Annotated in this window: 9 protein-coding genes; all 9 read left to right on the forward strand. The window is 54.5% G+C overall.

Annotated elements, in window-relative coordinates:
* Nucleotides 1-1,925 (forward strand): putative bifunctional diguanylate cyclase/phosphodiesterase (locus AC5OW4_RS00515; protein WP_493676507.1); only part of this gene is annotated, 1,925 nt, incomplete at its 5' end.
* A gap of 40 nt (nucleotides 1,926-1,965) precedes the next feature.
* Entirely contained in the window at nucleotides 1,966-2,487 is a 522-nt protein-coding gene (locus AC5OW4_RS00520; protein WP_493676508.1) for a nitroreductase family protein, read from the forward strand.
* Nucleotides 2,488-2,641: 154 nt separating this feature from the next.
* Nucleotides 2,642-3,202: a TetR/AcrR family transcriptional regulator gene (locus tag AC5OW4_RS00525; protein ID WP_072685806.1), complete on the forward strand. Its 561-nt coding sequence runs from the start codon at nucleotides 2,642-2,644 to the stop codon at nucleotides 3,200-3,202.
* A 101-nt stretch (nucleotides 3,203-3,303) separates the two neighbouring features.
* Nucleotides 3,304-4,839 (forward strand): FAD-dependent oxidoreductase, encoded by a 1,536-nt coding sequence (locus tag AC5OW4_RS00530; RefSeq protein WP_493676509.1) that lies wholly within the window; start codon nucleotides 3,304-3,306, stop codon nucleotides 4,837-4,839.
* Between the two features lie 456 nt (nucleotides 4,840-5,295).
* Nucleotides 5,296-8,202 carry an EAL domain-containing protein gene (locus AC5OW4_RS00535; protein WP_072685810.1) on the forward strand — a complete coding sequence of 969 codons (2,907 nt, stop codon included), beginning with the start codon at nucleotides 5,296-5,298 and terminating at the stop codon, nucleotides 8,200-8,202.
* 142 nt (nucleotides 8,203-8,344) lie between these two features.
* Complete coding sequence (locus AC5OW4_RS00540) at nucleotides 8,345-9,136, forward strand: HAD family hydrolase (RefSeq protein WP_072685812.1); 792 nt, start codon at nucleotides 8,345-8,347, stop codon at nucleotides 9,134-9,136.
* A gap of 96 nt (nucleotides 9,137-9,232) precedes the next feature.
* The gene (locus tag AC5OW4_RS00545) at nucleotides 9,233-10,852 is read left to right on the forward strand and encodes a bifunctional diguanylate cyclase/phosphodiesterase (protein WP_493676510.1); all 1,620 of its coding nucleotides are present in this window, start codon (nucleotides 9,233-9,235) and stop codon (nucleotides 10,850-10,852) included.
* A 131-nt stretch (nucleotides 10,853-10,983) separates the two neighbouring features.
* The gene (locus AC5OW4_RS00550) at nucleotides 10,984-11,973 is read left to right on the forward strand and encodes a hypothetical protein (protein ID WP_493676512.1); all 990 of its coding nucleotides are present in this window, start codon (nucleotides 10,984-10,986) and stop codon (nucleotides 11,971-11,973) included.
* An 873-nt stretch (nucleotides 11,974-12,846) separates the two neighbouring features.
* The gene (locus AC5OW4_RS00555; RefSeq protein ID WP_493676513.1) at nucleotides 12,847-14,301 is read left to right on the forward strand and encodes a 4Fe-4S dicluster domain-containing protein; all 1,455 of its coding nucleotides are present in this window, start codon (nucleotides 12,847-12,849) and stop codon (nucleotides 14,299-14,301) included.
* Nucleotides 14,302-14,310: the final 9 nt, after the last annotated feature.

Consider the following 14,310-nt stretch of genomic DNA (forward strand, 5'->3'; position numbering starts at 1 on the left):
AGACGTGTGCTCTTCCGATCTTTGTTTTCTTATCGATCATTCTGGTGTATGCCCACAAAGGCACGCTGCTGCCGTCGTGGAAAAACCGGATGTTTCAGTGCTGTCTGGGGGCGACCTTTGCCGCGATGGTATCGAACGTCCTTTCAACGCTTATGCTGGCCAGTCCGCATTGGGTTGAATCGTGGCTGTGCTGGGGCGTGACGGAAATCTATTTTTTAGCGACGCCGTTAATGGGGCTGGCGTATTATTGCTACACGGCAGCGACGATTTTCGAGGAACACGCGGGGGGACGGCTGGCGTTAATACTCGGCGTTTTGCCCGGCGTTTTCTATGCCGCGCTGGTGCTGCTGAACCCCTTCACCGGCGCGTTGTTTTCAATTCGCGCGGGGATGTATCTGCGCGGCCCGCTGATCATTGCAACATATCTTATTTTTTATTTCTACTGCCTGATTTCGGTGCTGCTGGTGCGGCGGTACCGCCGCTGGCTTCAGCCGCAGATTTATCGCATTCTATTTGTTTTCCCGCTGATCGCCTGCAGCGTCATCGTAGTCCAGCAGCTGTTTCCCCACGTCGTCTTAAGCGGTTCGGCGGCGACGACGGCGATCCTGTTGATTTATCTCTATCTGCAGAACAAGCAGATCTCTCTGGATCCGTTGACCGGGTTGGGCAACCGCCTTGAATTTCAGAAGCTGATCAACCTGTCGATGCAGCGCGGCCGTTCGCTGTTTTCAGTCATGGTGATTTCGCTGCGCGACTTCAAGCAGATCAACGATCACTTCGGCCAGCGAACCGGCGATCACTTCCTCAAACAGATCGCGGCGACGTTGAAAACGATGGCGGCGCCGTATCCGGTATACCGGTTTTCCGGCGATGAATTCGCGCTGCTGATCCACAACCGCACGCCGGAAGAAATGGAAAAACTCCAACAGGACATTCTGGCCCTGTTTAACAGGCCGTTTCACGTCGACGGATATGAGTACCGGCTGCATGCGGTGATCGGGCTGGCAGCTTATCCCAACAGTGCGGAAAATCTTGAAGGCTTGATCAACGGGCTGGAATACGCGGTCAATCAGGCGAAGCTGCATCACTGGCCGACATGCTATTGCGATCCGGCGATGCTGGAAGGGATGCGGCGGCGCACGGAGATCATTGAAATCTTAAAACAAAAGCTGCAGGAAGCGGCGCTGGTTATGGTTTATCAGCCGATTGTGGCGGTGAAGACCGGACGCATCAGCGCGGTCGAATCACTGATGCGGATTCCCGAAAGCCCGTTGGGAGCGCTGTCTCCGGCTGAATTTATACCGATCGCTGAGGAAACCGGTTTGATCATCCCGATGACCTGGCAGATTCTGCGGCAGATCTGCGCGATGATCGCCCGGCTGCAGGATCAGGGAATTCCGCTGCCGGCGGTTCATGTCAATTTCTCGGCCGTCCAGCTGGTTCAGCCGGAGCTGGCGGAAACCGTCTTGCAAACGTTGAAGGAATGCCGGACCGATCCCAAACAGATCATCATTGAAATCACCGAAACAGCTCTGGCGGAAAATCCGGAGGAAACGATCCGCTTTGCCCGGGCGATGATGGAACATGGCGTGAAGATGGAGATGGATGATTTTGGCACCGGCTATTCCAACATTGATTCAGTCATGCACATGCCGCTGAGCACAGTGAAGCTGGACCGCAGCCTGGTCGTGTCGGCGGTGGAAAACAAGCGCAGCGCGACGATGCTCGGATATTTGATCCGGGTCTTTCATGAATTGGGGTATGAAGTACTGGCGGAAGGGGTGGAAACATCCCGACAGGATCAGTTTGTGCGAGCAGAAGGCGTCGATCTGATCCAGGGGTTTTATTATTCCCGGCCGCTGACGGAAGCGCAGCTGGCCGATTTCCTGACGCATTTTCATGATCGTCAGCCAGCCGGTGCTTGACGGACGCGGTATAATGGAGACAAAAAGGAGGGTCATTGAAATGTCAGAAGCTACGATCAAAGATCTTCAAACACGCCGGGCAATCCGTCGTTTTCACTCCGAAGCCCCATCTTCCGAACTGCTGGATATCGTCTTGAAAACAGGAACCTATGCGCCAAGTGGTCAGGGAAAACAATCGCCGGTGATCATCGCCGTTCAAGATCCCCAGCTGCGCGCGCAGCTGACGCGCATGAACGCCGAGTATGCCAATCCGGGCACGGATCCTTACTATGGCGCGCCGGTGATCATTCTGGTGCTGGCCGACAGCACGGTCAGCACCTGGGTTGAAGACGGCAGCTGCGTGCTGTGCACGATGATGCAGGCGGCGCATGCGCTGGGATTGGGCAGTGTGTGGATTCACCGCGAACGCCAGATGTTTGACAGCGAGGAAGGCAAGGCGCTGTTAAAGGCCTGGGGATTAAGCGGGAACCTGCGCGGCGTCGGTGCGCTGGCGCTGGGAATTCCGGAAGGCGAAGCGCCGCAGCCCAAGCCGCGCAAAGCCGATTATATCCTGAAGCTGTAAGCGCAGAAAACGCTGGTTCGCCGGCGTTTTTTGTACTTTCAGCCAGGCATGGTGGGAAAGTAGGGAAAAGCGATTGTCAAGCCGTGATCCTTTCGCTATCATAGAGAGGGTTAAACGCGGCGGACAAACGCCGCCAGCGGGAAGGAGGATGAAAATGACGATTGCGATCAATCAGAATGAAGAAGAACTCGAACAATGTCTGTTCGACGCGCTGATCGAGCTGATGCGGCGGATGCCGTTAGACAAACTGACCGTCAACGATCTGCTGAAACAGGCGCATGTCAGCCGTTCCAGCTTTTACCGGCGTTATCAGGACAAATATGATCTGGTCAACAAGAGCTATCAGAAAATTCTGGATAAGACGCTCTATACCTTTCTGGACGGCTGCGGCTGGCATGATTCGGTGAAGGCGCTGTATCAGGTATTTCAGGAAAATCTGTTTTTCTTCCAGAACGCGCTGCGCTCACACGATCCCAATTCGCTGCGCAACTATATCTTTCAAATCAGTCTGAATTTGTATGCGGAAACGCTGGAACGCAACGGCGAGGACATTCAGGACTGGCATACGATGGCGATGCTGCGGGTACATATTTACGGCAATCTCGAGCTGATGTGCGAATGGGTGGAAAAGGGCATGGATCGGGATATCGACGAGATGATTCAGTTGTCTTTCGACACGCTGCCGGAACAATTTAAGCCATATTTCAACGACTGATCGTGAAGCTGCGGACAAAGAGAAACAAAAATGCCGACCTGTTTCTTGAATCTTCTTTCTTTGAATTGGATAATAAAATCACAAAGCAGGAGGAAAGAAACATGGCAAAGAAATCAATCAGCCGCCGGGATTTCCTGAAAGGCGCCGCCGCTTCCACATTGGGACTGGCCGCCGTCGGGATGTTGGGCGGATGCAGCAGCGAGGATGCGCCGAAGGCCTCGGCGTCCACGATCAGCTGGACAAAGGAAACCGACGTGTTAATCGTCGGCGCCGGCGGCACCGGGGTGTGCGCAGCGGCGGCTGCGGCGGAAGCCGGGGCCAAGGTGCTGGTTCTGGAGAAGGCGGGCGTAGCCGGAGGGACAACCAATCTGTCCGGCGGCGTCATGCAGGCAGCGGGCACAACCTATCAGAAACAATTTACGCAGTATCAGGACGATACGCCGGAAAAGCATTTTGAATGCTGGATGGCGGAAGGTGAAGGACAGCTGGACGAAGCGCTGGTCAAGGATCTGGCGCTGGGCGCGCCGGCGGACATCGAATGGCTGGCCAGCACCTGCGGCTTAAAATGGACGAGCGTTTACGGTCATTGCCACGTTCCTTATTTAAAGGACGACGTCCTGGCTGATCGGATTCACGTCTATGAAGGCGGCGGCGCTTCCGGCAGCGGCGGAATCTACGTGCAGGCGGTTTTAAAGGTTGCCGAGGGCTTGGGCGCGGTCGTGGAATATGAAACCGAAGTAACCCGGCTGATCACAGACAATGGCAAGGTGATCGGCGCAGAAGCGGTTCAGAACGGTCAGACGATCACGATCAAGGCGAACAAGGGCGTCATCCTGGCAGCCGCCGGCGTCGACCAGAACGCCGAAATGGCGAAGGAACTGAATCCGCAGCAGTATTGGGATGATACGACGCAGATCTGTCTGTGTGTCGCTACCGATACGGGCGACGGTATCCGCATGGGAATGGAGCTGGGCGCGGCCTATGTCAGCGGCGGCACAATCGACTTCTGCGGCAAGACCGGCGCGGCGACGGATAACCGCAAACCGGTATTCCCGTCGTTCATCGTCAATCAGGCCGGACGCCGGTTTGTCTGCGAGGATGCAACATACGCTTATCATTACCGCGCGATCTATCAGCAGGAAATGCAGCTGCAAGGCCCGACGTACATGATTTTCGGCGCGAGCAGTCTGGAATCGGACGGTGCGCCATGGACGCCGGATACAGTAGCCAAGGACGTCGCCGACGGCGTGGTGATCACGGCGGATACGTTGGAGGATCTGGCGGAAAAGCTGGGCATCGACGCGGCAGGCCTGGTCCGTACGATGAAGGACTGGAACGAAGATGTTGCGGCTGGAAAGGATCCGTTTGGCCGCAAGGACGGCCTTGAGCCGATCAGCGGCCCATTCTACGCCTATAAGAATACCGCGTATAACTTGGGCGCGTTAGGCGGCTTGAAGATTACGACGGATTGCGAAGTGGTCGACGTCAACGGCAAGGTGATCGAAGGCCTGTACGCAGCCGGCTTAAATGCCGGAGGCTGGGTTGGCCCGTACTATCCCGGCAGCGGCACCGCGGTCATCGGCACCTGTCACTTCGGACGCAAAGCCGGGGCTGCGGCGGCGAAGCGCTCAGCGTAAACGGCAACCGGTGAAATTCATTACAATCTCAGAGGTACGCAGTGGAAGAAACGGGGCAAACATCTCCGGTTCTTCCGCTTTTTTATTGGTTTTTCAACGGTTTTAACCCGGGATCCGTTTGAGAAATGTTGGGCAATCGTTCGGATTCAGGCGCAGTATGAATGCCAAACAGGATCTCTTTGTCTGTCTGATTTACATCCTGCCGTCAATTCCAGCTTAAAAGATGGCGCATACGCGGTGCATCATGAAGCAATCCAAAACAAAAACGTAAAAAGTGAACGATTTAGGGTAAGAATGGCGATCCGGCGGAGAGAAACCGGAATATTCCCCAATTTCTGACAAATCAATGATATAATCCTGTTATAGAACAATACAGAAATATACAAGACCATGACCGCCGGGAAACGGGCAGCGGCCTGAACCGGACCGCTCCTCAGGAAGGAAAGAGAAAGCCGTATGAAAAAGCGCAGTCTGATTTTAATGCTTGGATTCTGCCTGGGATTGTGTTTCAGCGTCCCGCGATTGCCGCCGGCTTCCGTGAAAGCGGAAGCGCCTCTCATCCGCGTCGGCTACATTGACTACGCCGGCTTTATAGAAGAAACCGGAACGGGAAAATACACCGGCTACGGCGTCGAACTGCTCGAGCGGATCAGCCGGATTACGGGCTGGCGCTATGAATATGTTTATGGCGACTGGCAACAGATTCTCGATCAGTTAAATGAAGGCGCGATCGACCTGGTCATGACCGCGCAGTATACCGAAGAGCGCTCCGGGCGGTTTCTATTTTCACACCAGCCGATCGGCGAGGAGCTGGCGGTTGTGTACGCCCGCGAAGACGCGGCGGTGTATTATGACGACAGTGCGGCGATGAACGGCTTGCGCGTCGGGCTGCTTCAGGGCAGCTATCAAAATGAAAGCTGGCAGAGATATGCGCAGGAAAAGGGGCTGGATTGTCCGCAGACGGAATATAAGACGGAAAATCAGCTGATGGAAGCGCTGCTGTCAAACCAGGTCGACCTGATCATCAGCGGCGGGCTGGCGCTGCACAATGAAGCGAAAGCCGTGCTCAAGCTGGAACCGGCGCCGTTTTACATCATTACCAACCAGAACCGGCCAGATCTGATGGCGCAGATCGACGAAGCGCTAAAGGAAATTCAGCTGGCGGATCCTTATTTTGAAGCTCATCTGTACGACGAGTATTATGGCGACAGCCAGTATTCCGTACAGCCGCTGTTCACCCGCGAGGAAGACGCCTATATCCGCAATGCGGGGGAAATTCCCGTCGGTCTGGACGGTTCGCAGATTCCCTTTGCCGGTATGGAAAACGGCAGGCTGAGTGGCATCTGGCCGCAGCTGCTGGCGCTGATCGAAAAGAAATCAGGGCTGCGGTTTGCGCTTACTCCGCAGCCGCCGCATGCCGATTACGTCGCGTTTCTCGAACAGAATCCCCGTCAGGCACTTTATTGCGGCATTACCCGGCGAAATCTGCGGCTGACGCACAACGCCGCTGTTCAGCTCAGCGATCCGCTGCTGCAGCTGGATCTTATGGTTGTGGTCAACGCAAAGGATTTCGGCGGGGAAAGTGCGGAAGGGTTCAGTCTGATCGTAACGGAAAATACCGCGGTCAACAGCGAATTCTTAAATCAGATGCCATCCGGTCAGATCCTCTATGCTGATTCGCTCTATGAGTGTCTGCTTGCGGTCGCCGATCATCACGCCAACGCGACGGTCTGCGATTCCTATACGCTGAATTATTACAGCTGGAAACCGGGGATCAGCGATCTGCAGGACAATTACCCGCTGGAATTCCCGGCGCTGCAGCCCTGTTTCGCCGCCAGCGTCGATCTCGATCCACTGCTGATGACAATCTTGAACAAGACGATCGCCTGTTTGTCGCAGAAAGAAATCAATCAGATCATTTATGATTCCACCCTCGGCCTGCACTATAAACCCTCATGGACGGACTGGCTGAAAGCCAACCGATATCTTGTCGCCTCGCTGGCTCTGGCGTTGATTCTGGGCGTCACGCTGCTGCTTTACCGCAGCCGCAAGCAGACCGAGGAACAAATCCAGCGGCGGCGCACGGAAATGTTCAGACACAAGGCGGAAATGGACCGGATCAGCGGTTTGTACAACGAGGATACGTTCACGGAGAAAGCCCGGGCCCTGCTGATGCAGGATCCGCAGCCCTACTACCTGATCTACATCAACATCCGGCGCTTCAAGATCGTCAACGAACTGCTCGGAGTGGAACAGGCCGATCAGCTGTTAAGTCATATCGGCAGCCGGCTGCAGGATTATTGCCGGCGCTATCCCGGCTCGCTGGCGTGCCGGATTACGGCGGATCATTTCATGTTGATGACGTCCTGCGAAGCGTATCAGGCCAATGGCCGTGAGGAGATTCTCAGCGACTATCCCAGCGATCTGAATCTGTCTCTGGAATACGGCGTGTATCCGATCACTGATCGCTCGCTGCCGATGAAGCTGATGCAGGACCGCGCTGCCCTGGCGGCTAAAAACCGGATCGATCCGATGTTCAGCGAGGTCGGCTTCTACACGGATCAGCAGCGCCAGCGGATCATCCGCGAGCAGCAGGTTCTGGATGAAATCGAGGGGGCGATGGAGCGCGGGGAGATGATCATTTATATCCAGGCGAAATACGATATCATCGCCCGCCGCGTGATCGGCGGCGAAGCGTTGGCCCGCTGGCGGCATCCGACCCGCGGTTTGTTAGGGCCGGGGCAGTTTGTCAGCGTCCTGGAAGAAAACGGCCTGATCATGAAGCTGGACTATTATATCTGGGAAAAGACATGCCAGTTTCTGCAGCGGCAGCGCCATCTCCATGCGCAGGTTCTGCCGATATCGGTCAACGTCTCGAAGTATAACTTCTACCGCACCAATCTGGTCGCTCTGTTTCTTGATCTGATCGCAAAATATGAATTGAAGCCCGCAGATTTGCAGCTGGAGATTACGGAGACTGCCTGCGCTGAGGATACCGAACAAATTTACGCGGTGATCCGGCAGCTTCAGCAGGCCGGCTTTACCGTGCTGATGGACGATTTCGGGGCCGGCTATTCCTCGCTGAACATGTTCAAGGATGCGCCGGTGGATATCATCAAGCTGGATATGGGCTTTATCAGCTCCGATGAAAACAATGCCCAGCGCAGCGGCGCGGTGATCGCGTCGATCGTCAATTTATCCCATTCCCTGAATATTCCGGTGATCGTCGAAGGTGTGGAAACACAGGCCCAGGTCGATTTCCTGAAATCCATTAACACGCGCTACATCCAGGGCTATTATTTCTCCCGGCCGGTGCCGGAGGAGGACTATGCCGCGCTGTGTTGTGCGAAGGATGAAGCTTGAAGCCGGCGGATTGGCACTGACAAAACATTTTCCCAAAGCAGGCGCAAACCTGCGGGAAAATGTTTTTTTCTGAGCTGTGAAAGGGAAAAACGCGCCCGGGATGAGTGAATTCTGGTACAATAAGGCCAGGAGTGATGATTCGATGATAAAACTGTTGGTCTTTGACGTCGATGGGACGTTGTATGATTTAAACCGCCATGAAATACCGCGCTCATGCCGGGAAGCGATCGCACAGGCAAAGCAGAACGGCCTGATTTTTGTGATTGCGACCGGACGGACGCATTACGGATTGGGCGCGGCGCTTAACGCCTTGAACCCCGATTACATTTTGGCGGTCAACGGCGCGGTGGTCGCCGACGGTCAGGGACGGATTCTGGCGCATCATGATTTATCGCGGGGACAGGTGGAGCGCGTCAACGCGTTCTGCCGTTCTCATCAGGCGGGGCTGGCCTGGAAGTTTCTTGACCATTGTTATATTTATCAACATCCGGAGAAGATCGACTGGCTGCAGCCGCAGAAAGAATCGGATATCGGACCGGAACCGTTTATCGACTGTCCTACGCAAGACCGGCATCTGAGCGCTTTGCCGCAAAGCGCGAGCGTGCATGCCGAGCCTGAGGCGGTGGATGAAGTCTTCCATGCCGATTCAGAGTTGGCGTTTCTGCGCTATTCCGCCGACGGCTACGACGTCGTGAGGCGCGGCATGAACAAGGCGGTCGGTTTGCGGGAGCTGATCGATCAGTTGAAAATTGCGCCTGAAGAAGTCGCGGCGTTTGGCGATAATTACAACGATGTGGAAATGTTGAAGCTGGCCGGCACGGCAGTGGCGATGGGCAACGCCGTGGAAGAAGTGAAGGCGCTCGCGGATTATGTCACAACTTCGTCCGATCAAGACGGCATCGCCCGGGCATTGGCGCATCTGGGCTGTATTTGACGCTGATTTAAGTCGGAAAACGATCCGTTTAGGTAATCAATTTGAAATTTGGCAGGAATTCCCTAAAATAGAAAAGGATACGAAAGGGGAAAACGGATGCCTACGATTTTGGACAACGCTCTGTTCACCGCTTTTTCCGAAGCTTCTGAACAGGTTTATATCTATGTCTGCGACGTCAAACGGGATTTGTCTCACTGGTCGAAAAATGCCGTGACCTTTTTCGGCCTGCCGGGCGAATATATGGAAAATGCCGCTGCTTTGTGGAAGGCAAAAATCCATCCGGAAGATCGCGGCCGATACCTGAAGGACATCGCAGACGTTTTTTCCGGCGTCAAGACGCACCACAGCTGTGAATACCGGGCACTCAGCCAGAGCGGCGATTATGTGTGGCTGGAATGCCGCGGCACGATGATGAAAAACGAACAGGGTGAACCGTGGTTGTTCGCCGGAATGATGACGCGCCTGGACGCGCGCAATAAAATCGATCCGCTGACCGGTCTGCCGACGATGCGGGAGTTTGCCGAACTGGACTTTACAGATATCAAAGGCGTGGCGATGGTCGTCGGCTTCGATGGTTTCCGCGAAGTCATCAACAATTATGGATATCGCGGAGGCGATGAAATTCTTGCGGATTTCGCTGTAAAGCTGCGTCAGGTCTGCCCGATGGCGGCGACGCTGTACCGGTTTGAAGGCGATGAATTCGCCGTTTTGATTCCCGACGGCAGCCGCAATCAGGCGGGCAGCGTGTTTGAAGCGCTGAGGCAGGCGGCAAAAGAGCTGGGCAGCCGGCAAGTCAGTCTGGAAATCACCGGCGGCGCTGTCTGCGTGCCGCAGGATGGAACGACGCAGGAGGCGCTCATCAGCAAGCTGGAACATTCTCTGGCCCATGGCAAGGCACACCGGCGTTCTCAGCTGGTCTTTTTCAGCCTCGAGGTTTCGTCCGAATACCGCCGGATAAGTGGTTTGAAGCAAATGCTGGCGCGCTCTGTCAATCATGCGTGCGAGGGCTTTTCAATGGTTTATCAACCGTTAGTCGATCAGGATCACCGCGTGGTCTGCTGCGAAGCGCTGTTAAGGTGGAATGCCGATCCCGACGTCGGGGAAATGATCCGGCTGTTGGAAAACACCGGGGAAATTCTTCCGGTCGGCCGCTGGATCGTCCGTCAGGTGTTTGCCCAGGCGCGCTCCTGGCAGCGCAAAAGTCCGGATTTTATCACCGGGTTTAACGTTTCCTATTTGCAGTTTAAGGATCCCGGGTTTGCCGATTTTCTGATCGCGGAAGCCCGGCGGTTGGAAATCAACCCGCGTCAGATTGCGATTGAGCTGACGGAAAGCTGTCAGGTCGAGGACTTTGAAGGACTGGCGCAGGAATTTGCCCGCTTGCGGGCGTTCGGCTTCAATCTGTCGCTCGACGATTTCGGCATCGCGTATTCCACGCTGCTGCTGATCCGCAACCTGCCGGCCGATTCCGTGAAGATCGATCAATCGTTTATCCGGGATTTGAGCGAACAAAATCAGGTGGATCTGGCGATTATCGAAAGCGTCGTGTCGCTGTGCTGCAAGCTGGAAATCAGACTGGTGGCTGAAGGGGTGGAAAACGCCCGCATCCTGAAGCTGTTAAAAGCTTATCCGATCACGCTGTATCAGGGCTTTTATTTTGCCAGGCCGATGATGGCGAGGCAGCTGGAACCGCTTATCGGCACGATTCTGCCCTAGATCAAACCCAGACGGAATGTTTTCCGTCTTTTCTTTTGTACAAGATTATCCCGTTGTCTTTCATTTTCTGAATTTTTGAGGATTAAGGTTGCCGCGTGTGGGAAATACTGCAAGGGAAAGCAGGTGATTGGATGCGTGCAGCACAGATCCGCAGAGAAGAAATGGGACTGCATTCCCTTGGCGAAAAGAAAGATTATTTTGAAGGCTGGTATTTCCGGCTGTGCGACCCACGTTGTTCGCTGGCGGTGATCGTCGGTTTCAGCCCGCAGCATTCAGCCGCGCCGTTTTTTATTCAGACGACGGATACGTTGACGAATCAATCACAATGGGCGGAATTTGGCTGGCAGGACGCGGTAGTGCGGCAGTCGCCGTTTCATCTGACGCTGGGAAGCAACGAATTTTCGCTGACGCGCGTGAAGCTCGATCTGCCAAAGCTGAAAGTCCGGCTTCGTTTAAGCGGCTTGACGCCGCTGCCGTTTTCCCGGTACGCCCCGACGATCATGGGACCGTTTGCGTATTTGAAAAATATGGAATGCGTGCATGGCGTGATCAGCCTGCATCACCGCATGGAAGGCGTTGTCATCGCCAACGGACGTTCGCTTCCCGTAACCGGCGTGGGTTATCTGGAAAAGGATCGCGGCACTTCGTTTCCCCAGCGCTATCTGTGGTTTCAGTCCAACCAGTGTGGCGTACCGGATTCGTGCTTCTTCCTGTCGCTGGCCAGTATCCCGTTAGGACCGCTGACATTTAATGGTTGTCTGCTTGTCGTCAAACTGCGCGATCAGCTGCATCGCTTTGCGACCTATACCGGCTGCCGCCTGGAATCGCTGCGCTGCCGTCAGTTTAAAGAGGGTTCCGGGTGGGCCAAACTGCGGTTTCATCAGGGCGGCTGGCAGATCCGGATCCGTCTGGAATGCGGTCCGGCCTGTTCGCTGGTATCGCCGCATAACGGGCGGATGCAGGGCCGGATTCAGGAAAGTCTCAGCGGCCGGGCACATGTGACGCTGCTGCATCATGGCGTGAAGGTTCATGAAAGCCTGTGGTCGCAGGGCGGCATGGAGCTGCAATGGGAAAAAGAGGAAGATCGGAACGTGGAATACAGTAAAAAAGGGTTGTCCTGAAACGGCAACCCTCAACATTTTTATTATAGCACGAAAAAAATTTGAATGAAAGGGCTTACTTTTTTGAAAACTCTGTTTATAATGAAGTCGAAGATAAGGAAAGAGATCTTCAAACAGAGGAAGCCGATCCCTCAGACAGCCGATCAGAACGGTTGAGTCCGTTAAGGAGAGAACCTAGTTTCTCAATGAATCCATTAAGGCTGATAAAGTAAGAGGAGCGAAGCTTTCAGAATAAACGGAACGTTTATTCTAAGGAGGTTAAAGTAAATGGAACCTGGACAGAGAGGATACCGCCGCTAAACGCTGGCGTTGCGCGATGAATCGCAGATCCGTGTGATGCTTCTTACAACTTCCCATTTTGCTGAAAATTTACAAAACAGCCATCGAACAGATAAACAGCCATTTTGTGAGGATTAAGGGTAAACGCGAGGAAGAAATGAGAACGGTTTGGTTTCAGCAGTGGAATCGAATTGATGTCATAGAGAGAGTTGCGGAAATGTTGGAAAACAGCCGCTGCGGTTCATCGGTATAAATAGAATCAATAACATAGATGAAGAGCCTGCAAAAAATGCGGGTTCTTTTTTCGTGCTTTGAATTCCGTTGATAACGAGCATCGGGAAATAAGCCGGTTTTGCTTCTTAGGTCTCTGTTTCAGCAGGAAGCCGGAACGAGAGTTTTGAGGAACAACGCCGTTTAAAGGTTGTTTTTCAGCCTTGAATTTCCCAGGAAATAGTAAGTTTAACGATTGTTAAACAAGCTTACAATTATTTTGAAAGCACTTGCGGAATATGCGATAATAAAAGTAGGTTTTCAGAATTGAAAATCAGCGCTATCTATGGTAATGTGAATTTGTTAGCAATGGAGGAGAAAACAATGTCCATGTTCAATCACGAAGCACGTCAGTTCAAGTTCGACGTGCTCAAGGAAATTTCACAGCTGGCTTATGAAGGAAAATTGACGGACGACAGCGCGGCCGCGATCAGCCGCAAACTGATCCCGGGGCGCAAGGCGGAATTCCGCTGCTGCGTGTATAAGGAAAGAGAAATCCTGCGGCAGCGCACGCGCCTGGCGTGCGGGAAAATGGCGGATGAAGCTGCGGCATACAATCCGCGTCAGATCGTTCAGGTGATCGACGCGGCGTGCGACGGCTGCACGATCCGCAAGATTCAGATCACCGACAACTGCCGCAAGTGCATGGCGAAAGCCTGTCTGGCTTCGTGTAAGTTCGATGCCATCAGCATGGGGCTGCACCGCGCCCAGATCGATTATACAAAATGCAAGGAGTGCGGCGCCTGCGCCCGCAGCTGTCCATACAACGCGATCGTCGTCACCGAGCGGCCGTGTTCCCAGCACTGCCCGGTCGACGCAATCCGCTGGGATGAAAATGGGATCGCTCAGATCGACGAAACCAAATGCATCAACTGCGGCGCCTGTCAGGCCGCCTGCCCGTTTGGCGCGATTGAGGATATGTCATGGATCGTGCCGGTCGTCAGCCTGTTGAAAATGGGAACGCCGATGTTTGCGATCGTCGCTCCGGCGATTCAGGGTCAGTTTGACAACGCCACCCTGCCGCAGATCAAGAAAAGCATTGAGCTGCTGGGGTTTGAAAAAGTCTACGAGGTCGCGCTGGGCGCGGACGCCGTCGCGTGGGAGGAACAGGCCGAGCTGGCGGAAAAGATGGAAGCCGGCGTGCCGATGACGACCTCCTGCTGCCCGGCCTTTGTCAACCTGGCGAAGATGCACTTCCCGCAGATTTATGAAAATAATATGTCGACCGTCGTATCGCCGATGATGGCGCTGGCCCGCAAGCTGAAAAAAGACCATCCGGATCACGGCGTGATCTTTATCGGCCCATGTCTGGCGAAAAAGCAGGAAGCGATGGAATCCTTCACCGCCGTTGATTACGTGCTGACCTTTGAGGAAATCGCGGCGATGATGATCGCCAAACACATTGATCCTTCGGAAGTAGAGGCGAAAGAGGAAGACTATCCGTCGATCTTCGGCCGCAACTTCGCTCAGGGCGGCGGTGTCGGCAAAGCGGTCGCGCAGGCCGCAAAGGAAAAAGCGATGGCCGAGCCGGTGAGCGTGTACGCCGACGGCTGCATGGAATGCAAGAAGCAGCTGACGTTAATGAAGTTCGGCAAGTTTACCGGCAACATTCTGGAAGGCATGGCCTGTCCGGGCGGCTGCATCGCCGGGCCGGCGGTCATCGAGCCGCCGATGGTGGCAAAAGGCCGGATGGCGAAAGAAAATAACGGCCAACAGAAAACGATTGAGGAATCGCTGGAAAGCTTTGATTTTACCGGCGTGCCGATGCATCGAAAATAAGCGAAAAGG

It is taken from the genome of Holdemania sp. (genome assembly GCF_986127675.1).

Excerpts from the sequence above, each read along its gene's own strand:
- AC5OW4_RS00520 (WP_493676508.1), top strand. The coding sequence starts at position 1,966 with ATGTCAGAAGCTACGATCAAAGATCTTCAAACACGCCGGGCAATCCGT.
- AC5OW4_RS00525 (WP_072685806.1), top strand. The coding sequence starts at position 2,642 with ATGACGATTGCGATCAATCAGAATGAAGAAGAACTCGAACAATGTCTG.
- AC5OW4_RS00530 (WP_493676509.1), top strand. The coding sequence starts at position 3,304 with ATGGCAAAGAAATCAATCAGCCGCCGGGATTTCCTGAAAGGCGCCGCC.
- AC5OW4_RS00535 (WP_072685810.1), top strand. The coding sequence starts at position 5,296 with ATGAAAAAGCGCAGTCTGATTTTAATGCTTGGATTCTGCCTGGGATTG.
- AC5OW4_RS00540 (WP_072685812.1), top strand. The coding sequence starts at position 8,345 with ATGATAAAACTGTTGGTCTTTGACGTCGATGGGACGTTGTATGATTTA.
- AC5OW4_RS00545 (WP_493676510.1), top strand. The coding sequence starts at position 9,233 with ATGCCTACGATTTTGGACAACGCTCTGTTCACCGCTTTTTCCGAAGCT.
- AC5OW4_RS00550 (WP_493676512.1), top strand. The coding sequence starts at position 10,984 with ATGCGTGCAGCACAGATCCGCAGAGAAGAAATGGGACTGCATTCCCTT.
- AC5OW4_RS00555 (WP_493676513.1), top strand. The coding sequence starts at position 12,847 with ATGTCCATGTTCAATCACGAAGCACGTCAGTTCAAGTTCGACGTGCTC.